21 protein-coding genes are annotated in these 21,089 nt (G+C 49.7%); 15 read left to right on the forward strand and 6 right to left on the reverse strand.

What is annotated here, in order from left to right:
• The first annotated feature begins 73 nt into the window (after positions 1 to 73).
• The 5 genes from tpiA (at position 74) to eno (ending at position 5,251) form a co-directional block, all read left to right on the forward strand.
• On the forward strand, positions 74 to 820 hold the full coding sequence (gene tpiA, locus O4H49_RS14765; RefSeq protein WP_269424201.1) for a triose-phosphate isomerase: 747 nt from the start codon (positions 74 to 76) through the stop codon (positions 818 to 820).
• 146 nt (positions 821 to 966) lie between these two features.
• Positions 967 to 1,299 carry a preprotein translocase subunit SecG gene (secG, locus tag O4H49_RS14770; protein WP_269424202.1) on the forward strand — a complete coding sequence of 111 codons (333 nt, stop codon included), beginning with the start codon at positions 967 to 969 and terminating at the stop codon, positions 1,297 to 1,299.
• A gap of 89 nt (positions 1,300 to 1,388) precedes the next feature.
• Complete coding sequence (locus O4H49_RS14775) at positions 1,389 to 3,017, forward strand: CTP synthase (RefSeq protein ID WP_269424203.1); 1,629 nt, start codon at positions 1,389 to 1,391, stop codon at positions 3,015 to 3,017.
• 30 nt (positions 3,018 to 3,047) lie between these two features.
• Positions 3,048 to 3,911 carry a 3-deoxy-8-phosphooctulonate synthase gene (gene kdsA, locus O4H49_RS14780; RefSeq protein WP_269424204.1) on the forward strand — a complete coding sequence of 288 codons (864 nt, stop codon included), beginning with the start codon at positions 3,048 to 3,050 and terminating at the stop codon, positions 3,909 to 3,911.
• Positions 3,912 to 3,973: 62 nt separating this feature from the next.
• Positions 3,974 to 5,251: a phosphopyruvate hydratase gene (gene eno / locus O4H49_RS14785; RefSeq protein ID WP_269424205.1), complete on the forward strand. Its 1,278-nt coding sequence runs from the start codon at positions 3,974 to 3,976 to the stop codon at positions 5,249 to 5,251.
• A 75-nt stretch (positions 5,252 to 5,326) separates the two neighbouring features.
• On the opposite strand, the gene O4H49_RS14790 is transcribed toward eno, so the two are convergent.
• Positions 5,327 to 6,046 (reverse strand): DUF4198 domain-containing protein, encoded by a 720-nt coding sequence (locus O4H49_RS14790; RefSeq protein ID WP_269424206.1) that lies wholly within the window; start codon positions 6,044 to 6,046, stop codon positions 5,327 to 5,329.
• A gap of 92 nt (positions 6,047 to 6,138) precedes the next feature.
• Entirely contained in the window at positions 6,139 to 7,329 is a 1,191-nt protein-coding gene (locus tag O4H49_RS14795; RefSeq protein ID WP_269424207.1) for a GTP-binding protein, read from the reverse strand.
• 212 nt (positions 7,330 to 7,541) lie between these two features.
• Here O4H49_RS14795 and O4H49_RS14800 point away from each other — a divergent pair, with 212 nt between their 5' ends.
• The 7 genes from O4H49_RS14800 (at position 7,542) to O4H49_RS14830 (ending at position 14,824) form a co-directional block, all read left to right on the forward strand.
• Positions 7,542 to 7,865, forward strand: coding sequence for an FtsB family cell division protein (locus O4H49_RS14800; RefSeq protein WP_269424208.1), 324 nt, complete (start codon positions 7,542 to 7,544; stop codon positions 7,863 to 7,865).
• A gap of 183 nt (positions 7,866 to 8,048) precedes the next feature.
• Positions 8,049 to 9,086, forward strand: coding sequence for a pyruvate dehydrogenase (acetyl-transferring) E1 component subunit alpha (gene pdhA, locus O4H49_RS14805; RefSeq protein ID WP_269424209.1), 1,038 nt, complete (start codon positions 8,049 to 8,051; stop codon positions 9,084 to 9,086).
• A gap of 30 nt (positions 9,087 to 9,116) precedes the next feature.
• Complete coding sequence (locus O4H49_RS14810; RefSeq protein ID WP_269424210.1) at positions 9,117 to 10,487, forward strand: pyruvate dehydrogenase complex E1 component subunit beta; 1,371 nt, start codon at positions 9,117 to 9,119, stop codon at positions 10,485 to 10,487.
• A gap of 21 nt (positions 10,488 to 10,508) precedes the next feature.
• Positions 10,509 to 11,801 carry a pyruvate dehydrogenase complex dihydrolipoamide acetyltransferase gene (locus O4H49_RS14815; RefSeq protein ID WP_269424211.1) on the forward strand — a complete coding sequence of 431 codons (1,293 nt, stop codon included), beginning with the start codon at positions 10,509 to 10,511 and terminating at the stop codon, positions 11,799 to 11,801.
• Positions 11,802 to 11,813: 12 nt separating this feature from the next.
• Positions 11,814 to 13,211, forward strand: coding sequence for a dihydrolipoyl dehydrogenase (gene lpdA / locus O4H49_RS14820; protein WP_269424212.1), 1,398 nt, complete (start codon positions 11,814 to 11,816; stop codon positions 13,209 to 13,211).
• Positions 13,212 to 13,327: 116 nt separating this feature from the next.
• Entirely contained in the window at positions 13,328 to 14,347 is a 1,020-nt protein-coding gene (gene lipA, locus O4H49_RS14825; protein ID WP_331283763.1) for a lipoyl synthase, read from the forward strand.
• A gap of 15 nt (positions 14,348 to 14,362) precedes the next feature.
• Positions 14,363 to 14,824: a type II toxin-antitoxin system RatA family toxin gene (locus O4H49_RS14830; protein WP_269424213.1), complete on the forward strand. Its 462-nt coding sequence runs from the start codon at positions 14,363 to 14,365 to the stop codon at positions 14,822 to 14,824.
• A gap of 10 nt (positions 14,825 to 14,834) precedes the next feature.
• Here the strand turns inward: O4H49_RS14830 and O4H49_RS14835 are convergent, their stop codons facing one another.
• Genes O4H49_RS14835 through O4H49_RS14850 form a run of 4 tightly spaced genes read right to left on the reverse strand, consistent with a single transcriptional unit; the run spans position 14,835 to position 17,815 of the window.
• Positions 14,835 to 15,617: a CPBP family intramembrane glutamic endopeptidase gene (locus tag O4H49_RS14835; RefSeq protein WP_269424214.1), complete on the reverse strand. Its 783-nt coding sequence runs from the start codon at positions 15,615 to 15,617 to the stop codon at positions 14,835 to 14,837.
• Positions 15,614 to 16,102: a CinA family protein gene (locus O4H49_RS14840; RefSeq protein WP_269424215.1), complete on the reverse strand. Its 489-nt coding sequence runs from the start codon at positions 16,100 to 16,102 to the stop codon at positions 15,614 to 15,616. Before O4H49_RS14840 ends, O4H49_RS14835 begins: the two co-directional genes overlap by 4 nt.
• 37 nt (positions 16,103 to 16,139) lie before the next feature.
• The gene (locus tag O4H49_RS14845; RefSeq protein WP_269424216.1) at positions 16,140 to 16,616 is read right to left on the reverse strand and encodes a phosphatidylglycerophosphatase A; all 477 of its coding nucleotides are present in this window, start codon (positions 16,614 to 16,616) and stop codon (positions 16,140 to 16,142) included.
• 14 nt (positions 16,617 to 16,630) lie between these two features.
• Positions 16,631 to 17,815, reverse strand: a complete 1,185-nt coding sequence (locus O4H49_RS14850) for a bifunctional 2-C-methyl-D-erythritol 4-phosphate cytidylyltransferase/2-C-methyl-D-erythritol 2,4-cyclodiphosphate synthase (RefSeq protein WP_269424217.1) — start codon at positions 17,813 to 17,815, stop codon at positions 16,631 to 16,633.
• 112 nt (positions 17,816 to 17,927) lie between these two features.
• Here O4H49_RS14850 and O4H49_RS14855 point away from each other — a divergent pair, with 112 nt between their 5' ends.
• The 3 genes from O4H49_RS14855 to O4H49_RS14865 all read left to right on the forward strand — a co-directional run bounded on the left by O4H49_RS14855 (position 17,928) and on the right by O4H49_RS14865 (position 21,088).
• Complete coding sequence (locus O4H49_RS14855) at positions 17,928 to 18,737, forward strand: cytochrome C assembly family protein (RefSeq protein ID WP_269424218.1); 810 nt, start codon at positions 17,928 to 17,930, stop codon at positions 18,735 to 18,737.
• A gap of 139 nt (positions 18,738 to 18,876) precedes the next feature.
• Complete coding sequence (dusB, locus tag O4H49_RS14860; RefSeq protein WP_269424219.1) at positions 18,877 to 19,860, forward strand: tRNA dihydrouridine synthase DusB; 984 nt, start codon at positions 18,877 to 18,879, stop codon at positions 19,858 to 19,860.
• A 1-nt stretch (position 19,861) separates the two neighbouring features.
• Entirely contained in the window at positions 19,862 to 21,088 is a 1,227-nt protein-coding gene (locus O4H49_RS14865) for a two-component system sensor histidine kinase NtrB (RefSeq protein WP_269424220.1), read from the forward strand.
• Position 21,089 lies beyond the last annotated feature (1 nt).

The following is a 21,089-nucleotide window of genomic DNA, read 5'->3' on the forward strand; positions in this document are numbered from 1 at the left end:
CATCGTCCAGTCTTGGTTTGTCTGTGCAAAATCTGTATAGCTATGCCGAATATCAATGCAGGAGAATCGAAATATGGCTCGCAAACTCATTGCCGGTAACTGGAAAATGAACGGCTCTCTGGCCTTCGCTTCAGAGCTGGTTGGTGGACTTCTATCCCGTCTCGAGCAGAATTCCACAGCTGCCGACTTTGCTGTTTGTCCACCCGCGGCGCTTCTCGGGCAGGTAACCGGGCTGACCAAAGGCACAGCTCTTGCTGTTGGCGGGCAGGATTGTCATGCAAATACGTCTGGCGCCCACACAGGCGACACCTCTGCCGAGCTTTTGAAAGATCTTGGCTGCCAGTATGTTCTGACAGGGCATTCCGAACGACGAACTGATCACGGTGAAAGCAGTGCGGATGTAAAGGCAAAAAGCAGTGCGGCCATCAAAGCAGGGCTGATCCCGATAATTTGCATTGGTGAAACCGAAGGGCAGCGTGTATCCGGAGACACTCTTAAGGTTGTCGAGCAGCAGGTGCGCGAATCACTGCCTGATGAAGCAACTTCTGTAAATGTGGTTTTGGCCTATGAGCCTGTTTGGGCTATTGGTACTGGAAAAACGGCGACACCAGATGATGTCGCGGAAGTTCACAATTTTATCCGTGGTTTGCTGGATCGTCATTTTGATGAGGCGACAGACGGCAAATTAAAGATTTTATATGGTGGTTCTGTGAAGCCTTCCAATGCGGCTGAATTGCTTGGTGTGTCTAACGTTGACGGTGCTCTGGTCGGAGGTGCCAGCCTGAAGGTTGAAGATTTTTGGGCCATTGGTGTCAGATGACCCTAGCCATATCGATCTGAACAGGCTAAATAGCCTGTTAAAGATCTTCTATAGGCACACAGATTATCTCCTTACATCCGGGATGTCGGGAGTTTCTGTGTGATGACCTGGGTGGTTTCACCCGCAAAGTTTGAGAGACTGCTAAGATGAACGAAGTCCTTTTGGTCATTCATTTGCTGATTACACTGTCGTTGATCGGCATTATCCTTGTTCAAAAAAGTGAGGGTGGTGCCTTGGGGATCGGCGGAAGCGGTGGTGGCGGTGCTGGCGGTTTCGGTGGATTCCTGACAGGGCGCGGAACCGCGAACCTGTTGACACGGACAACAGCTGCGCTTGCGACAGCCTTTATTGTTTCCAGCCTGCTGTTGACCATTCTTGCTGATACAGGTCGCAGCACCCGTTCTATTACGGATGATATTATCGCTCCGGCGGTTGAAACTGAGGTCGAGCAGCCTGTTGCTCCACCGGTTTCAGAATAAGTTTCGGATTATATCCGTTACAGATTATCATTGACCGGGACCGAGAGGGTCCCGGTTTTGTTGAAACTGCTTAAGTGACAACGAGTTTCATGACGCGCTTTATTTTTATTACCGGTGGTGTGACTTCTTCTCTCGGGAAGGGTTTGACCTCCGCGGCTGTCGGTGCGCTGCTTCAAGCGCGCGGCTACAAGGTTCGCCTTCGCAAACTTGATCCTTATCTCAATGTAGATCCCGGTACCATGAGCCCTTACCAGCACGGTGAGGTTTTTGTTACGGATGATGGCGCGGAAACTGACCTAGATCTTGGTCATTACGAGCGTTACACAGGAGTGTCGGCTCGTAAAAGTGACAATGTCACGACCGGAAAGATCTATTCGGAGGTTCTGGCAAAGGAACGTCGCGGAGATTATCTCGGCGCAACGATTCAGGTCATTCCACACATCACAAATGCGATTAAAGAATTTGTGATGTCCGATCTCGGGGACGAAGATTTTATTCTTTGTGAAATCGGGGGCACGGTTGGAGATATCGAAGGCCTGCCTTTCCTTGAAGCGATACGCCAGCTCGGAAACGAACTGGGCCGTGAGCGCAGTCTTTTCATTCACCTGACGCTGGTGCCTTATCTGCGTGCTGCCGGTGAGTTGAAAACCAAACCGACACAACACTCGGTCAAAGAGCTTCAGTCGCTGGGTATCCAGCCGGATATGCTTCTTTGTCGCTGTGAACAGGAAATTCCCGAAGGCGCATTACGCAAGATTGCCCAGTTCTGTAATGTGCGTGAGACAGCCGTGATCCCGGCGCTGGATGTCGATACGATTTATGCAGTTCCTCGGGCCTATCATGAGCGCGGTCTTGATGAGGAAGTCTGTCGTCACTTCGGTCTGGAGATGGATGGAAAGCTTGATCTCGATCGTTGGGACAAGGTGACACAAACCATTCGGGAACCAGACGGCGAAGTCACAATCGGTGTGGTTGGCAAATACACATCTTTACTTGATGCCTATAAGTCACTGGCCGAAGCGCTGGTTCATGGCGGTATTGCCAATAACGTCAAGGTCAATATCAACTGGCTTGATTCCGAGATTTTTGAAGGTGAAGGTGCTGTTGAAGCGCTGGAGAATGTCCACGGCATTCTTGTGCCTGGCGGTTTTGGAGAGCGTGGTTCCGAAGGGAAAATCGCCGCTGCGGGGTTTGCCCGCAAAAGCAATGTTCCCTATTTCGGGATCTGTTTCGGTATGCAGATGGCGGTTATTGATGCAGCCAGAAACCTGGCAGGCATTAAGGACGCAAGCTCATCTGAGTTCGGTCCCTGTGAGCAGCCATTGGTTGGTATCATGACAGAATGGGCCCGTGGTAACGAACTTGAGCAGCGCAGTGATGGAAGTGATCTTGGCGGAACAATGCGCCTTGGAGCTTATCCTTGCACTTTGAGTGAAGGGTCCAGGGTTCGTGAAGCTTACGGTACTGAAACCATTCAGGAACGCCATCGCCATCGTTATGAAGTAAACATAAATTATCGTGAAAAGCTCGAAGCAGCTGGTATGAAGTTCTCTGGTCTTTCGCCTGATGGCAAATTGCCGGAAATTGTTGAGCTTGAGGATCATCCCTGGTTTATCGGTGTTCAGTTCCATCCTGAACTGAAATCCAGACCATTTGATCCCCACCCGCTGTTCACTTCTTTTGTAAAAGCGGCAATTGAACAGTCCCGATTGGTATAAGTTAACAGGATAGAAGAGAAAGTAAGATATATGACAGTACATGCAGGTCTCCAGTCTCGCCATGTGAAGGTCGGGAATGTTACCTTTGGGAACGACCTTCCGTTTGTACTGATTGCTGGCCCTTGCCAGATGGAAAGTCGGGAACATGCGCTGGAAACGGCGGAGGCCCTGCATGATGTCTGTAAAAAACTTTCTCTTCCCCTGATTTATAAAAGCTCGTTTGACAAGGCAAACCGGACCAGTCTCGGGAGCCAGCGGGGTATCGGCCTTGAAAATGCCTTGCCGATCTTTGACGAAATCAAAAACAAATTTGGCTGCCCGGTGATTACCGACGTGCATTCGCCCGAGCAGTGTACTGCGGTGGCCGAAGTTGTTGATGTGCTGCAAATCCCGGCGTTCCTTTGCCGGCAGACTGATCTATTGATTGCAGCGGCAAAAACCGGTCGGGCAATCAATGTTAAAAAAGGGCAGTTTCTGGCGCCTTGGGACATGCGTAACGTCTCCCAGAAGATCATTGATTCAGGTAATGACCAGGTCCTGGTTTGTGAGCGCGGTACCTCTTTCGGATATAATACCCTTGTATCTGACATGCGCGGCTTGCCAATCATGGGCTTGCAAACGGGGTGTCCGGTTATCTTTGATGCGACACATTCGGTTCAGCAGCCAGGCGGGCAGGGTGGTACAACGGGTGGTCAGCGCGAGTTTGTGCCTGTCCTGTCACGAGCAGCCCTTTCTGTCGGCGTAGCTGGTATCTTTATGGAAACCCATGAGGACCCGGACAATGCACCGTCTGATGGTCCGAATATGGTTCCTCTTCAGCAGCTGCCGGAACTGCTTCCAGTTCTGATGGCTTTTGATAAACTGGCGAAAGAACATCCTGTTTCTATCGCTTAATTTTTACTTCAGAGGCCCGCCCCCTCTCAGCGCCTCAACTTTCTTGACGGAGATTGACTAACATGACGGCGATCATTGATATCAAAGGTCGTGAAATCCTCGACTCACGTGGGAATCCCACCGTAGAAGTTGACGTTTTACTTGAGAGTGGCGCATTCGGACGGGCAGCTGTGCCCTCTGGTGCTTCGACAGGCATGTACGAAGCCGTTGAGCTGCGGGATGCAGATAAAGGCCGTTATCTTGGCAAGGGGGTTCTCAAGGCTGTGGAAGCCGTCAATGAGGAGATCCTTGAAGCCCTGATCGGTCTGGATGCAGAAGACCAGTTGCTGATTGATCAGGTAATGATTGATCTCGACGGCACGGAAAACAAATCTCGTCTTGGCGCGAACGCTATCCTGGGTGTCAGCCTGGCTGTTGCCAAGGCTTCTGCTGAAGATGCCGGTCTGCCGCTTTATCGTTATGTCGGTGGTACTTTTGCCCGCACGCTTCCGGTACCAATGATGAATATCATCAACGGTGGAGCGCATGCTGACAATCCGATCGACATCCAGGAATTCATGGTTATGCCCGTTGGTGCGGCTTCTGGTTCCGACGCGATCCGTATGGGTGCGGAAATTTTCCATTCCCTCAAGAAATCCCTCAGCGATGCCGGACACAACACCAACGTCGGTGACGAAGGCGGTTTTGCCCCTAGCCTGGCGTCGACGGATGAGGCTTTGAGCTTTATTGCCAAATCTGTTGAAAAAGCAGGTTACAAGCTCGGCGATGATATCATGCTTGCTCTGGATTGTGCTTCTTCCGAATACTTCAAAAATGGCAAGTATGAGATGACGGGCGAAGGCAAGTCTCTTGGGGCTGACGAGATGGTCCGCTATCTTGAAGACCTGAGCAATCGCTATCCGATCCTCTCGATCGAGGATGGCATGGCCGAAGATGACTGGGATGGCTGGAAATCTTTGACCCAGGCAATTGGCAACAAGGTTCAGTTGGTTGGGGATGATCTTTTCGTGACCAACCCGAAGCGTCTGATCCGTGGAATTGATACAGGAACAGCCAATTCTATCCTGATCAAGGTCAATCAGATCGGTACTTTGTCAGAGACACTCGAAGCCGTCGATATGGCCCACAAGGCAGGATACACCTCGGTCATGTCGCATCGTTCCGGGGAAACCGAAGACAGCACGATTGCTGATCTTGCTGTGGCGACCAACTGTGGCCAGATCAAAACAGGCTCTCTATCCCGTTCAGACCGGATTGCCAAATACAACCAGTTGATCCGGATCGAGGAAGAACTCGGCTCCATGGCTCACTATGCTGGCCGGAGTGTTCTGCGGAAATAATTTCAGGCATGCCTGAGGTCGATGAAAAAGGGTGCAGCACCAGCTGCACCCTTTTGCTTTTGAGATATTTATTTTTTAGTCGTGACTGTGATCAAGAGAAAAAGACAGGGTGCTGAAGTACCCTTCTTCTTCGATTTCCGGATTATCATTAACTGCGACAGTCTTGCTGACAGCAATGACATTCAGGCCCTGGTTTCGGACCTTGAGGGTAACTTTTCCTGTTGCGTCGGTGACAAGGGGAGGGGATTCGCCGTCGGTTGTGTATTCACCAATAACTTTCAATCCTTCTGCCGGGATGCCGTCATAAAAAACCTGAATTGATAATTCATCACCCTGGTGCAGTTTTAGGGGATTGGACAGGGGGACAATCTCGAGTTTCATTCCTGATGGGCTGAATAATGGCAGGGTCTTGTCAATAATTGCTGTCGTAAATTTTTGATACCGTCCGGTAAAGGTTGCACCTTCTGTTTCCTGTTTGGTCTTGTTGTGCCATTTCCCGTCATCGGTTTGGGACCAAAAGCCATTATCAAAAGTTGCAAAGATAACAGAGGTATCTCTGGGTGTTTTGAGGATCGCGTGTGCTTTGGTTTCCGTGATTTTTAGGGGGGATTTATTACCTGTCTGATCGAGAGCGTCGATACTTATGATCTTTTTAAAATCATAGGGATCATCAGATGCGCCATGCCCATAGACGATTGCATGGTTGCCAAAGCGTTCAGTTATCCATATCCCGTGTGCATAAGAGCTTGCCGGTAAGATGAGTAAAGTAAGGCAGGTGAAGAATATTTTTCTCATTCGAGAGACGTCCTTTGTCGAAAACTGTGGAACAGATATAATGTGGAAATAGAAAGTATTTGTGCCAGAAAGTGGGGAGTTTGGTTCTCCTGTCAGTTATCCCAGATTGGAAATGGGTCCGGATAATTCTGCCAGCTATGTGGGGAGAACTCTTCATCAGGTACCAGACAATCGTCGAGGGAAGCGACTATCCGGTCTTGATCCATGGCTGTGCCGATGAAAACAATTTCATTCCGACGGTCGCCAAATGTCTGGTTCCAGTTCTTACCGAGTTGTTCTGTGAAAGTCTGATCGTTTGGCCAACGTTGTTTTGGGATGGAGCTCCACCATTTGCCAATAACAGTTGTACTGGTTTGTCGTCCCGCTTGCGACAACTCCCCAACCCAATCAGGCCGCGTAGCCAGCCAGAAATGTCCCTTCGACCTCAATACCCCGGATTGCTTTGCGGTCAGGAACTGTTGAAATTTCTCAGGAACCATCGGGCGTCGTGCCCGATAGACAAAACTGGAAATGCCATATTCATCTGTTTCAGGAATGTGATCGGCATAACCGTAGAGTTCTTTTGCCCAGAGCGGATGTTCCTGTGCCTTGTCATAGTCAAAACGTCTGGTCCAGAGAAGCGTTTCTGCCGGGACTTTGGAATAGTTGGTCAGGCACAACTCTGCATCAGGATTGAGAGCTTTAAGTGTTGCGATAATCCGGATGAGGTCGTCACTGGAAACGAGGTCGGTTTTATTCAGAATGAGAGTGTTGGAGAACTCTATCTGGTCAACAAGAAGATCAACAATGTTCCGTTCGCTGTTTTGTTCTGCTTCTGAGAAAGTATCATTTACAGTCTTGCTGGAATCGTAGTGATCCAGGAAGCTTGAAGCATCAATGACGGTTACCATGTTATCCAGCTGGGCAAGATCAGACAGGCTAAATCCATTTTCATCCCTGAATTCGAATGTTGCTGCGACGGGCAGGGGTTCGGAAATTCCTGAGGATTCAATGATCAGATAATCACAGTTGTCCTGGGAGGCGATTCTGGAGACTTCCTTTAGCAGGTCATCGCGTAAGGTGCAGCAGATGCAGCCATTGGTCATTTCTACAAGAGTTTCGCTGGTTTGGGTAATTTGGCTATCGTGATTTCTTATGAACTGGGCATCAACATTGATCTCACCCATATCGTTAACGATTAAAGCGAATTTTTTCTGGTTTCTTCTGGCAAGTATGTCTTTCAAAAGAGTCGTTTTCCCGGCTCCAAGGAAACCAGATAAAACCATAACGGGGAGTTTTCGCATCTTGCTCTCGTTTAATGTGACTAAATGCATAATGTTATGTTATAACATATCAATATATAAAGAATGTCAAATGTTTCTTGTTTGATCATTCCAGAAGCAATTTGGAGAGGAGGTGGCACCTTGAGGGGTTAACAGTTTGTTTGTTTCCTAAGGATAACTTGTCTGTTAACTTGTTAGTTGCATCTTTAATTTAAATGTGATTCGATTCCAGAATGTCCTTGTTTCGAGAAATTCATAAGCGGTCCCGTCTGGTTATCCCCCAAGTTCTGGGCGCGTCTCTGGTTGCCTACTTTGCCTATCATACAATTGAGGGGGAGAGGGGGTTCTGGTCATGGATGCATCTCAAGCAAAATCTGGCCGTGAAAACGGTCGAGATGCAAAAAGTATCTGAGGACCTGAGCAGACTCGAATCGCGTGTCGCTTTATTGCGTCCGGATAACCTTGACCCGGACCTTTTGGAGGAACGTGCCAGGGAAGTACTCAATTTTGGGCGTGAGAATGATTATGTTATTTTACAAAATCCAGGTTCTCGGTAATTAACTGACTATTGTGCAACGCAGCATTTTTTCGCTAAGTTTACCTATTTCAGGTTAACATTGAATTTGCTGTTATTTTTCAATGCGATATATCTTGTTGTAATATTCTTTCAATTCGCCTATCCTTGCTGTGGAAATTCTTCATCCTAAGTGATTCACACTTGATCTAACGGGATACCACGCATGGCGATTCAAAAAGCGTCCGCAAAACGGGCACCCAGAAAACGCAGTGATTCTTCTGCACTTCCTACTGATGTAACCAACGAACTCCTTCTCGAATTCTACCGCGAAATGCTCCTGATCCGACGCTTCGAAGAAAAAGCCGGGCAGATGTATGGTATGGGATTGATCGGTGGTTTCTGTCACCTCTACATCGGCCAGGAAGCTGTTGTGGTTGGTATCCAGTCCGCATTGGAAGATCGGGATACAATTATTACCTCTTATCGTGATCACGGCCATATGCTGGTTTGCGGTATGGATCCGGATGGTGTCATGGCTGAACTTACCGGACGTAGCGGTGGCTACTCCAAGGGTAAGGGCGGGTCCATGCATATGTTCAGCGAAGAAAAAGGTTTCTATGGCGGCCATGGAATTGTTGGCGCCCAGGTTCCAATCGGAACAGGCATTGCCTTTGCCCATAAATACCTGGAAGAAAATGCGGTTAACGTTGCCTATCTTGGTGATGGTGCCCTGAACCAGGGACAGGTCTATGAATCCTTTAACATGGCTTCGCTCTGGGCACTGCCTGTTGTTTATGTGATCGAAAACAACCGTTATGGGATGGGGACCTCGACAGAGCGTTCTTCGGCCAATTCCACCGAACTGTATCATCGAGGTCATGCGTACGGTATTCCCGGCATGCAGGTTGATGGCATGGATGTGGTTGCGGTTCGTGAAGCAGCCAAGATTGCCGTTGAACACGCCCGCAGTGGCAAAGGGCCCTACATCATGGAAATGATGACCTACAGATACCGTGGTCATTCCATGTCTGATCCCGCCAAGTACCGTTCCAAAGAAGAAGTCCAGAAGGTTCGTGAAGAACGGGACCCGATTGAACGCCTTCGTGCGGTAATGCTCAAGCAGAAGGCCATAGACGAAGCTGGAATGAAAGAGATCGACAAGGAAGTGAAGGCGATCGTTTCAAAATCCGCGGAGTTTGCCCAGACAAGCCCTGAGCCAGATCCCTCTGAACTTTACACCGATGTGTACGCTGACGCGTAAGCTGTCCGAGAATTCCGGAGACCAAACACTATGCCAATAGAAATTCTTATGCCTGCGCTGTCCCCGACCATGACCGAGGGAAAACTGGCGCGCTGGATGAAAAATGAAGGCGACAAGGTATCATCGGGTGATATTTTGGCCGAAATCGAAACTGACAAGGCGACCATGGAAGTCGAGGCCGTTGATGAAGGCGTTCTCGGGAAGATCCTGATTGCCGGTGATACTGATAACGTGGCGGTCAATACGCCGATTGCTGTCTTGCTTGAAGAAGGTGAAACCGAGGCTGATATTGGCAAGGCGACTTCAACGGCACCTGCTGTTGAACCTGCGCCCGCGCCACAAACCAGTTCTGCGCCTGCGAGTGTTGCGGCACCTGTTGCCGTCGAAGTTGCGGCTGAAAGTGATTGGGACGGTCCAGTCATCAAAACCACGGTTCGTGATGCTTTGCGTGATGCAATGGCTGAAGAAATGCGCCGCAATAAAAAAGTTTTCCTGATGGGTGAAGAAGTGGCCCAGTATCAAGGGGCGTACAAGATCAGTCAGGGACTTCTGGACGAGTTCGGTGCCAAACGTGTTATTGATACCCCGATTACTGAGCATGGTTTTGCCGGTCTGGGTGTGGGAGCGGCTTTTTATGGCCTGAACCCGATTGTCGAGTTCATGACCTTCAACTTTGCCATGCAGGCGATTGACCACATCATCAACTCGGCTGCCAAGACGCGCTATATGTCTGGTGGCCAGGTCAGCAGCCCGATTGTGTTCCGTGGACCTAACGGTGTTGCGTCGCGCGTCGGGGCACAGCATTCCCAGTGTTATGCAAGCTGGTATGCTCACTGTCCGGGTCTGAAAGTTGTTTCGCCTTATTCTGCTGCCGATGCAAAAGGCCTGTTGAAATCAGCCATTCGTGATCCGAACCCGGTTATCTTCCTCGAAAACGAACTGATGTATGGTCAGAGTTTCGATGTGCCGGATACGGATGACTGGATTGTTCCCATCGGCAAGGCAAAGGTTGTTCGCCCGGGGACAGATGTCACGATCGTGACCTTCTCTCTGATGGTTGGTAAAGCACTGGCTGCGGCTGAGGAACTGGCAAAAGAAGGTATTTCTGCCGAGGTGATTGATCTTCGGACAATTCGTCCTCTGGATACAGAAACCATTCTCGCTTCGGTTCGCAAGACCAATCGTCTTGTAACTGTTGAAGAGGGTTGGGCTTTCTCTGGTGTCGGGTCTGAGATTTCCGCGATGGTGATGGAGCAGGCTTTTGATTACCTGGATGCACCTGTCAAACGTGTGGCCGGTGTAGATGTGCCGCTTCCTTATGCGGCCAATCTGGAACAGCTTGCCTTGCCACAGAGCTCACACATTGTTTCTGCAGCCAAAGAGGTCTGCTACCGCGTTTAAGCGGGGCAGGGGAGATATACGATGCCAATCAATATTCTTATGCCCGCCCTGTCACCAACCATGACAGAAGGTACACTGGCCCGCTGGCTGGTTAAAGAAGGCGATACCGTCAACTCCGGTGATGTTATGGCGGAGATCGAAACCGACAAGGCGACAATGGAAGTTGAAGCCGTGGATGAAGGCACAATCGCCAAAATTCTGATTTCTGACGGAACAGAAGGCGTAGCCGTAAACGCCGTCATTGCAATTCTTCTGGAAGAAGGCGAAGACGCTTCTGCTCTGGACAAGGCTCCTGCTCCTGCAGTTACTGCAGCTCCTGAAGCAACAGCTGCAGTAACTGAGCCGATTTCTGCCCCAGCGGCAGCAGCCCCTGCATCAGCTGCTGAAAAGGGAAATCGTGTGTTTGCAAGTCCTCTGGCAAGGCGGATGGCTGCACAGGAAAATATCGATCTGGCCGGCGTGCAGGGTTCAGGCCCGCATGGTCGTATCGTCAAAGCCGACATTGAGAATGCACAGGCCAAAGGTGCTGGAAAAGTAACTGCTGCAGCTAAACCTGAAGCAGCACCAGTTGCCAAAGCTCCTGCAGCAGCCTCATCAGGGCCGAATGCTCGTGAACTGGCTGATATGCTGGGGATGGAATACAAGCTTGAACCGCTGAGTTCCATGCGGAAGGTTATTGCCAGCCGCTTGAGCGAGTCCAAACAGACTGTTCCGCATTTCTATCTTTCTGTTGATTGTGAACTCGACAAACTTCTGTCCTTCCGCAAGGAACTTAACGCCAAAGACGGCGTGAAAATCTCGGTTAATGATTTTGTTATCCGGGCTGTTGCTTTGGCACTGAAGAAAGTTCCGGCGGCGAATGCCTCTTTCAGTTCAGAAGGTATTCTCACCTATAAGCATGCGGATATCTCTGTTGCGGTCGCTACGCCAAGTGGCCTGATTACCCCGATTATCAAAGCTGCAGAAGGCAAGGGACTTGCCACAATTTCTGGCGAGATGAAGGATCTGGCTGTTCGGGCCCGGGATGGAAAGCTGAAACCTGAAGAATATCAAGGTGGAACTTTCTCTGTCTCCAACCTCGGTATGTTCGGGATCAAGGATTTCTCTGCAATCATCAATCCGCCGCAAGGCTGTATCCTGGCTGTCGGCGCAGGAGAACAGCGTCCGGTTGTCAAGGATGGTGCCCTGGCCATTGCGACGGTGATGACCTGTACACTTTCTGTGGATCACCGCGTGGTCGATGGTGCTGTTGGGGCAGAATTCATGGCTGCGTTCAAAGCTTTGGTCGAAGATCCCCTGTCAATGCTGCTTTAGGAGGCAAAGAGTATGAGTGACACAAACTTTGATGTGATCATCCTCGGTGCCGGCCCTGGTGGTTATGTAACGGCTATCCGTTCGGCCCAGCTTGGTCTGAAGACTGCCATTATTGAAAAAGAACATCTTGGCGGGATTTGCCTGAATTGGGGCTGTATTCCAACCAAGGCGTTACTTCGGTCTGCCGAAATCTATCGCAATATGAAAAATGCGGCTGATTACGGCTTGTCGGCCCAGGGTGTAAACTTCGATCTGAAAAAGATTGTTGAACGTTCCCGTGGCGTATCAAAGCAGCTCAACGGTGGTGTTGGCCATCTGCTCAAGAAAAACAAGGTAACTGTTATTGATGGTACCGGGCAGATCACCGCTCCGGGGAAACTTTCAGTTGCTGGAAAAGACGGTAAGAAAACCGACCTGACGGCAAAGAATATCATCGTTGCTACGGGTGCCAGAGCAAGAACCCTGCCCGGACTGGAGCCGGACAGGAAACTGGTCTGGACCTATCGGGAAGCCTTGAATCCAGACAGCATGCCAAAATCTCTTCTGGTGGTTGGTTCCGGTGCAATCGGTATCGAGTTTGCCGATTTTTACGGCACACTTGGGGCTGATGTAACGGTGGTTGAGGTTGTCGACAAGATCTTGCCGGTTGAAGATGACGAGATCTCGAAGATGGCCCAGAAACTTCTGGGGAAACACGGTTTGAAGTTCCGCACCGGGACAATGGTGACCAAGCTCGACAAAAAGGGCAATCAGGTTACCGCGACACTGGAGAAAAATGGCAAGAGCGAACAGATCACTGTTGATCGTGTTATCTCCGCTGTTGGTGTGGTGGGCAACATTGAAAACATCGGCCTTGAAGCCGTCGGCGTTAAAACCGATCGTGGCTGTATTGTCACCGATGAATTCTCGCGCACGTCTGTTCCCGGAATTTATGCAATTGGTGATGTTGCCGGACCGCCTATGCTGGCGCACAAAGCCGAACATGAAGGGGTGATCTGCATTGAAAAAATCGCGGGTCTGTCAGCGCATCCCCTCGACAAGTCGAAAATACCGGGCTGTACCTATTGTCACCCCCAGATTGCTTCGGTTGGTTTGACCGAGCAGGCGGCCAAAAAAGCTGGCCGCGCCGTAAAAATCGGCCGCTTCCCCTTTATGGGGAATGGCAAGGCTATTGCGCTTGGTGAAGCTGAGGGCTTGATTAAAACGATCTTTGATGCGAAAACCGGGGAACTTTTGGGTGCTCATATGGTTGGAGCCGAAGTGACAGAACTTATTCAGGGGTTTGTTGTTGCCATGGGGCTGGAAACGACTGAAGAAGATCTGATGCATACGGTCTTCCCGCATCCGACATTATCTGAAATGATGCATGAGTCCGTTCTTGACGCTTATGGCCGGGCAATTCATTTCTAGAGTACTGGCCAAGATGGCATAGATTACGGGAAGGTCAGGTTTTACCTTCCCGTTAATAACCGAATGTAAACCTGAAGCGGATAGAGTGAATATCCCTGACAGGTCGGAGTGAGTTGATGACAGAAACGACAGTTTCGAACCAGACGCCATCCCAGCTCGAAGGAAAAGAGCGCGCAGAGCGCATTATTTCCGCTAAAGATGACCGTGCAAAGATGCGGCATCCAGAAAAAGCCAAACGTCCCGATACCCCTGTTCTGAGAAAACCTTCATGGATAAGGGTCAAGGCGCCGGTTTCACAAGGATATCAGGAAACCCGCAAACTGATGCGGGACAATAACCTTCATACGGTTTGCGAAGAGGCTGCCTGCCCGAACATTGGGGAGTGCTGGTCAAAGAAGCATGCGACCATGATGATTATGGGCGGAATTTGCACCCGTGCCTGTTCCTTTTGCAACATTGCCACGGGTAAGCCCCAAGCGCTTAGCCCTTTTGAACCCTACAGTGTCGCGACAGCTGTGGCTAAACTGAAGCTTCGCCATGTGGTGATCACTTCTGTCGACCGGGATGATCTTGATGATGGTGGTGCTGATCATTTTTCCAAGGTTATTGCTGCAACGCGCAAAGAAGCACCGGAAACGACCATTGAAATCCTGACACCTGACTTCAGGCACAAGGAAGGCGCATTGGAAGTTGTGGTCAAGGCCAAACCGGATGTGTTCAACCACAACCTGGAAACTGTGCCGCGTCTCTATATCGGAGTTCGCCCGGGCGCGCGTTATTATCACAGCCTGAAACTGCTTGATCGGGCAAAGCAACTCGATCCCTCACTCTTCACCAAATCCGGGCTTATGGTCGGTTTGGGGGAAACCAAAGAAGAGGTGCTTCAGGTAATGGATGATATGCGGGCCGCGGATATCGATTTTCTGACAATAGGTCAGTATCTGCAACCAACCCCGAAACATCACCCTGTTGATCGGTTCGTTGATCCAGAAGAATTCAAGTTTTACGAAAAGATGGCATACAACAAAGGCTTCCTGCACGTTGCGTCTTCTCCTCTAACCCGGTCTTCCTATCATGCAGATGAGGATTTCCAGAAACTGAGAGAAGCAAGAGAACAGAAACTTTCTGTTTCCTGAAGCCGGAAAGACCTTATGCCTGTACATGAAGAAAAAAAGGTCCTGACCTTTTTACCGGAACAGATTTTCGAGATGGTTGCCGATGTCGAGCGCTATCCCGATTTTCTGCCCTGGTGTGTGGCTTCGCGGATCAAGCGACGTCAGGAAAAAAGAATAATCGCCGACCTGGTCATCGGCTTCAAGATGATCCGGGAAAAGTTTACCAGTCAGGTAGATCTCAATCGGGAGGAACTCAGGATTGAAGTCACCTATCTGGATGGCCCCTTTAAGTATCTGACCAACACCTGGATATTCGAGACTCACCCGGAAGGGTGTCTGGTTGATTTTCACGTAGATTTCGAATTCAAGTCAAAGATGCTGCAGATCTTGATGGAACCGTTGTTTCATGAGGCTGTGCGTCGGATGGTCCATGCCTTTGAGACGCGAGCAGCGGTGTTGTTTACGCCCTGTGATAAAACGGCAACGCTGAAAATCTAGGATATCGTTCTCAAAAACCTGGCGGATTGCCAGCCTGGGCGCCTTCTTGAGCGAGTGCAAAGAACAGCAAGGAAGTCATGGTCATATTGAAGGCACCATGCAGAATTATCGCTGGCCAGAGGGAGCCGCTTTTCCGAGAGATCAGGGCAAAGGCGATCCCGGCAACCGTTAAAGCCGGGATCAGCATAGGTACTGTGTGGACTGTGGCAAAGAGCAGGGAACTTCCTGTTATGGCAATAACAGTTCCGAAGCGGGGCTCAAGCCACAGCAATATCAACCCCCGAAAGGTTATTTCCTCGACAAAAGGAGCGATGGTTCCCGTTACCAGAAGCATTATTAAAAATGCCTGGAAACTAAAACCATCCGGAGCCAGCAGGGACAGCTGTGGATTGGTGAAGTCACTATCCACGAGATAGATCATAGCCGCATTCACAGCCCCAACCACGACGACAAGTGGAAGAACCAGATAAAGCGTTTGCAGACATTTGCTTAATGGAATGGCTACAAAGCCAATATCGCGCCATTCCAGCTTGTTTTTCGCTAGAATAAAAAAGCGGATAGCACACAGAAGAAGCACATTTTGAAAGATAACGGTCAGGGCGACAACCCATACGGATTCAAGGTGGAGGCCATCCTTCAGATAGTCAAAGACGATTGGCCAGACAAAAAACATCACGATTAACAGAGCCACCAGTGTCAACAACAAGTCCCAAAAGGGAACTTTTCCCAGTTTGTTTTCCGGAAGGAGGTTTACAGGTTTGGTTGATCCGGTTTCGTACTCTGGCGGGATCACGTAATTCTGTCTTTCATAAATACCAGGGCGGTTGCCACGGTCTGGTACCGTATGGCGGCCCGATCGCCTTCAAAAAGCATTTTCCGGCATTGGGTTTCCTGATTTTCAAAAGCTGTTGCAATATAGACCAGTCCAACAGGTTTTGTTTTGCTGCCTCCGCCCGGCCCGGCAATGCCTGTAACAGCAACCGTCATGCCTGCCCTGGAGTGTGTCATTGCGCCTTCCGCCATTGCTTTGGCAACAGCTTCGCTGACGGCGCCATGTTGGTCCAGCAGATCTGTCCCAACACCCAGGGCTTCGTGTTTTGCCTCATTTGAATAAGTGACAAAACCCCGATCAACGACATCAGATGAACCGGCGATTTCTGTCAAAACTCCGGCAATAAGGCCGCCTGTACAGGATTCAGCTGTGGCAAGCATGATGCCTTTTGTCCGGCATAGCCTTAACAGCTCTTCTGATGCCTGTACAAGTTCGGTTGAATACATGGTAATTCCTTGAAAAGCCTATCGTTCAGCCTGGCGGTCAGATGAGAAACAGATCAAGCAGGTAAAAAACAATCAAGGCATAAGCTCCTGCAATCATATCATCAGACATGATGCCCAGCCCGCCTTCAACATTCCGGTCAATCCAGTTTGCCGGGAAGACCTTTACAATGTCGAAAAATCTGAAAAGTGCGAAGCTGATCAGGTAGAAAACAGGATCAAGCGGGACAAAAGCGAGTGCCAGCCATTGACCTGCTACCTCATCAATTACAACCTGGCCAGGATCTTCACGTCCAATGGCTTTGGAATAAGCTCCGCTGGCCCAAATTCCGACAAGATAGGCAAGCAACGACCCGATGATCAGCCCAAGATACCCGGTATAGTAGGAAATAACCCAGGCAAAGGGGAGGGCAGCAAGGGAGCCCCAGGTGCCTGGAGCAATCTTGACAAGTCCGGCCCCAAACCAAGTGGAAAGTAAACTGGCCGGATGTAGAAAAGGGATGGAACGTGTTTGCATAGACTGTGCTTTCCCTACTCTTCGTTAGCGGGCAGTTGAATTGTCGCAACGGCTTGGGCTGCAATTCCCTCTTCGCGCCCGGTAAAGCCAAGTCGTTCGGATGTCGTGGCTTTGATGCTCACTCTACTGGGGGGAATAGATAGAATTTCAGCCATTTTCTCGGTCATTGCCTCTCTATGCGGCCCGATTTTAGGGCGCTCGCAGACGAGCGTGACATCGACATGAATGATTTTTCCACCGCGAGCTTTGACCCGGTCGCGGGCAAAAATCAGAAACTGGTCAGACCTTGCGCCTTTCCACTGCTGGTCACTTGGCGGGAAGTGACTGCCGATGTCTCCTTCGCAGAGGGCACCGAGCAGGGCATCAGTGAGGGCGTGTAAGCCGACATCAGCATCTGAATGGCCTTTTAGTTTACGACTGTGAGGCACATCAACGCCGCAGAGCGTGACGTGATCTCCTTCTTCAAAGCTATGTACGTCGTAGCCCAGCCCGGTTCTGCTTTCCATAAGGTATCCGTTAGTGTCAGTTTGTTTTATCATGTTTTTTGCCAAAATCAGATCATCAGGGGTGGTGATTTTTATGTTTTCCCGGCCTGATTCGACCAGTGAGATCGGGTGACCAGCATATTCTGCGACCGCAGCATCATCGGTAAAATCATTTCTGTCCGAGGCTTGCCTGTGCGCGGAAAGTATCATCTCGTATGGAAATGCCTGGGGAGTCTGGGCTTGCCAGAGGCCATCCCTGTTAACATTTTTTTCTATTATCATACCGGTAGAAAATTTCAGACTATCGACAACGGGGGTTGCGGCAATTGAGGCTTCACCCGACGCTGCTTTCTCAATGAGTCTGGTAATGACATCCGCTTTGATGAAGGGGCGTGCTGCATCATGGATAAGAACCGATGAAGGGGGATCTTGTTCCAGAGCTTTCAGACCATTGAAAACTGATTCCTGCCTGGTGTCCCCACCGGTTGCAAGTCTTACACTTGCGCTGAAATCAGGACAGCTTTGATGAAACAGTTCTATATCTTCCGGGTGAACGACAACCAAAATCCCATCGATCAGGCGGTGTCGGGAAAATTTGTTCAGAGTCAGAGAAAGAATGCTTTCTTGCCCAAGGAGGGTATACTGTTTGGGGAAGGGGCTGCCAAAACGACGACCTCTTCCTGCCGCAACAATTACAGCCCAGATTCCTGGCATATATCTATTCTCCTGCTCATCTCGATTCTTGCCATCACAGGCCCAGTTACAGTAGTTAGTAGAGAGATTTGAGGCAAAGGCCAACAGTGATATCTGAAGAAAAGGTGACAAGATGACCATGTTCTGGAGTATTTTTGCTCTGGCTCTGATGCTGCCAGCTGTCTGGTTATCCTGGACACAGAAAGCTGATGAACATTCGTTATTCTTCCGAGGCGCACTGTTTCTGGCTCTGGCTGGTCCCAGTTTTGTCAGTATTATTCATCTTGGCGGACATTGGGACAGTGGCATCAGTATTTCTTTATGGCTTACGGTTTCCTTCAGTCTTCTGATGTTCTTTTGCCTGTCACTGATAGAGAAACAGTTCAGCAGGCTTGCTCCCCTGTTGCTGCCATATCTTTTTGTGCTCGCGATCTTTGCTGTTATCTGGCAAGGGCATATAACTCATCAGAATATCAAGTCGGCAGCGGATTTCTGGCTCATCGTTCATATCATTGCTTCGATTGTGACCTATGCTCTTTGTACCCTGGCAGCAATTGCTGCTTTTAGTGTCCTGCTGAAAGAGCGGGCGTTAAAAGCCAAGAAAATGGAAAGCCGATTTCTCGAGCTGTTGCCTTCAATATATGATTCAGACCGTTTTCAGGTCAGTCTTCTGACGATGGCGGAAGTTATTCTTGGTTTGGGCATTCTGACAGGCATGGCGCGGCAATATAGCGAAACATCTGTTTTCCTGCAGATTGATCACAAAACGTTATTGGCTTTTATCGCTTTTGTGGTGATTGCAGTCCTTCTTGCCTTGCACAGATATATCGGTATCAGAGGGCAAAATGCGGTTCGTTTTGTCCTTGCTGTATACCTGCTGCTGACGCTTGCCTATCCCGGGGTGAAATTTGTCACTGATTTTATACTGACGGAAACATCCTGAAATCAGTTGGGGATAGTGGAGGGGAAATGCATGGACACATACCAGATCGAGTTATAAAACCTTCGCAATTCCGATCAAAAGCTGTATAAGAACTTTGCCCTTGCCTAATTGTTAGGCGACAACTGCTGGTGCCCAAGAAATGAGCATTTCTATTGGTCCTCTCAAGATTGATGACCCTGTCTTCCTTGCCCCGATGTCTGGTGTAACCGACATGCCCTATCGCCGTCTGGTCAAAAGATACGGGGCAGGTCTGGTGATTTCGGAAATGATTGCCAGCCGTGCGATGCTGCAGGAGAGCCGGGAATCTCTCAAGTTAAGTACAAATTGTGCCGAAGAATTCCCCATGGCAGTTCAGCTGGCCGGCTGTGATCCCGAAATCATGGGGGAAGCGGCTAAAATGAACGTCGATAGAGGCGCAGCAATCATTGATATCAACTTTGGCTGTCCTGTTAAAAAAATTGTCACCAAATTCGCCGGTTCTGCTTTGATGAAGGATGAGCTGCTCGCCGAAAAAATTATGGCTCAGACCGTTCGCGCCGTCGATGTGCCTGTTACGGTCAAGATGCGGCTGGGCTGGGATGATGATCATAAAAATGCTCCTGAGCTGGCGAAGCGGGCAGAAAATGTCGGTATCCAGCTGATTACAGTGCATGGCCGTACCCGGAACCAGATGTACAAGGGAGAAGCAGATTGGGAAGCCGTTCGGGCCGTAAAAGAAGCCGTTAAGATTCCTGTCATCGTAAATGGTGATATCCTGACACCCGCCGATGCGGCGAATGCGCTCGAGAAATCAGGTGCTGATGGCGTGATGATCGGTCGCGGCTGTTATGGCAAGCCCTGGCTGCTGCGCGAAGTGATGTCATATCTTCGCGATGGAACAATTCCACCGCCGCCTTCTTTACAGGAAACTCTTGACCTTATCAGAGAGCATTACGACGAGATGCTCCACTATTACGGTGTGGGTAAAGGGGTTGCGATTGCTCGTAAACACCTTGCCTGGTATTGCAAGGGATTGCCGGATTCAGCTCTTTTCCGTGCTGAAATAAACAAGGTATCTGAGCCTGCCCAAGTCAAGGAAATGCTTGAGGCCTATTTTGCTCCCCATCTGGATAAAGTTGCCTGAAATGAACAAGTCGGCTGTCGTAAATGTTTCTTCCTTGCAAGGCTCCCAGCTGGATAGGCCGTCTGTAAGCCAGCCCAATGATCAGGCCTTTGCAATCCTGAATTCTTTGACAGACCCTGTTTTTGTAATTGATGGTGATAACAGGATTACCTTTGCCAATCAGGCGGCAGAACAGTTTTTACACAGCAGTGCTGTTGTTTTGATAGGCAGTAATCTGAGCAGCCATTTTGTTGGGGATTCCCCTTTGGTTCAGCTGGTCGAACAGACCCGTAGAGAGCAGAGCTCGGTCGCTGAATATGGTGTGCGCCTGGATACCCCGCGTATTGGAAATCACCTGGTTGCCTTGGTGATTTCGCCGGTTCAGGATCAGACTGATCACTGTGTGGTTACTGTGCAGCAGCAGAGTATTGCCCGTAAGATTGACCACCAGTTGGTTCACCGCAATGCAGCCCGTTCCATTACAGCCATGGGGGCCATGCTGGCACATGAAGTGAAAAACCCTTTGTCCGGTATTCGTGGCGCAGCCCAGCTTCTGGAACTGAATGCCGATGATGATGACCGCCAATTGACACGCCTGATCTGTGATGAAGCGGATCGAATTGTCAAGCTGGTTGATCGAATGGAAATGTTTTCAGATACGCGTCCGCTTGAGAAAACAGCGGTCAATATTCACGAGATCCTGTCTCATGTCAGGCTTCTGGCTGAGTCTGGATTTGGCCAGGGCATTCAGTTTACCGAGCGCTATGACCCTTCTTTGCCTGAGGTTTATGGCAATCGAGACCTTTTGATACAGGCCTTGCTCAATTTGGTGAAGAATTCGGCTGAGGCCATTGGTAAAAACAGTGGTGAAATCATTATCACGACTAGTTACCAACAAGGGGTACGTATGCGTTTGCCGGGTGGGGGAGAGCGTATGGAATTACCTCTGCTCGTCACGGTCGAAGATAACGGCCCGGGAATTCCTGAAGATCTACATCGTCACCTTTTTGATCCTTTTGTTTCAACCAAAGCGGGGGGGAAGGGGCTCGGTCTGGCATTGGTGTCCAAGGTGATAGAGGACCATGGCGGGGTAATTGAACTTGAAAGCAATTCGGGTCTTACGCGTTTCTCCATAAATCTTCCTTTGGCACCAAAAGAAATGAGAGAAGACTTCATTCCGCAAAAGAAGAGTGCTGTGGCAGGAAATAGCGTCCCGGTTTCTGGTAATCAGAGCAAGGATGTGAATTGAT

The sequence above is a fragment of the Kiloniella laminariae genome (genome assembly GCF_027214005.1).
GTDB lineage: Bacteria > Pseudomonadota > Alphaproteobacteria > Kiloniellales > Kiloniellaceae > Kiloniella > Kiloniella laminariae_A.

Bases quoted from the DNA above. Each gene is read 5' to 3' on its own strand.
- tpiA (WP_269424201.1), top strand. From the start codon at position 74: ATGGCTCGCAAACTCATTGCCGGTAACTGGAAAATGAACGGCTCTCTG.
- secG (WP_269424202.1), top strand. From the start codon at position 967: ATGAACGAAGTCCTTTTGGTCATTCATTTGCTGATTACACTGTCGTTG.
- O4H49_RS14775 (WP_269424203.1), top strand. From the start codon at position 1,389: ATGACGCGCTTTATTTTTATTACCGGTGGTGTGACTTCTTCTCTCGGG.
- kdsA (WP_269424204.1), top strand. From the start codon at position 3,048: ATGACAGTACATGCAGGTCTCCAGTCTCGCCATGTGAAGGTCGGGAAT.
- eno (WP_269424205.1), top strand. From the start codon at position 3,974: ATGACGGCGATCATTGATATCAAAGGTCGTGAAATCCTCGACTCACGT.
- O4H49_RS14790 (WP_269424206.1), bottom strand. From the start codon at position 6,046: ATGAGAAAAATATTCTTCACCTGCCTTACTTTACTCATCTTACCGGCA.
- O4H49_RS14795 (WP_269424207.1), bottom strand. From the start codon at position 7,329: ATGCGAAAACTCCCCGTTATGGTTTTATCTGGTTTCCTTGGAGCCGGG.
- O4H49_RS14800 (WP_269424208.1), top strand. From the start codon at position 7,542: ATGTCCTTGTTTCGAGAAATTCATAAGCGGTCCCGTCTGGTTATCCCC.
- pdhA (WP_269424209.1), top strand. From the start codon at position 8,049: ATGGCGATTCAAAAAGCGTCCGCAAAACGGGCACCCAGAAAACGCAGT.
- O4H49_RS14810 (WP_269424210.1), top strand. From the start codon at position 9,117: ATGCCAATAGAAATTCTTATGCCTGCGCTGTCCCCGACCATGACCGAG.
- O4H49_RS14815 (WP_269424211.1), top strand. From the start codon at position 10,509: ATGCCAATCAATATTCTTATGCCCGCCCTGTCACCAACCATGACAGAA.
- lpdA (WP_269424212.1), top strand. From the start codon at position 11,814: ATGAGTGACACAAACTTTGATGTGATCATCCTCGGTGCCGGCCCTGGT.
- lipA (WP_331283763.1), top strand. From the start codon at position 13,328: ATGACAGAAACGACAGTTTCGAACCAGACGCCATCCCAGCTCGAAGGA.
- O4H49_RS14830 (WP_269424213.1), top strand. From the start codon at position 14,363: ATGCCTGTACATGAAGAAAAAAAGGTCCTGACCTTTTTACCGGAACAG.
- O4H49_RS14840 (WP_269424215.1), bottom strand. From the start codon at position 16,102: ATGTATTCAACCGAACTTGTACAGGCATCAGAAGAGCTGTTAAGGCTA.
- O4H49_RS14845 (WP_269424216.1), bottom strand. From the start codon at position 16,616: ATGCAAACACGTTCCATCCCTTTTCTACATCCGGCCAGTTTACTTTCC.
- O4H49_RS14850 (WP_269424217.1), bottom strand. From the start codon at position 17,815: ATGCCAGGAATCTGGGCTGTAATTGTTGCGGCAGGAAGAGGTCGTCGT.
- O4H49_RS14855 (WP_269424218.1), top strand. From the start codon at position 17,928: ATGACCATGTTCTGGAGTATTTTTGCTCTGGCTCTGATGCTGCCAGCT.
- dusB (WP_269424219.1), top strand. From the start codon at position 18,877: ATGAGCATTTCTATTGGTCCTCTCAAGATTGATGACCCTGTCTTCCTT.
- O4H49_RS14865 (WP_269424220.1), top strand. From the start codon at position 19,862: ATGAACAAGTCGGCTGTCGTAAATGTTTCTTCCTTGCAAGGCTCCCAG.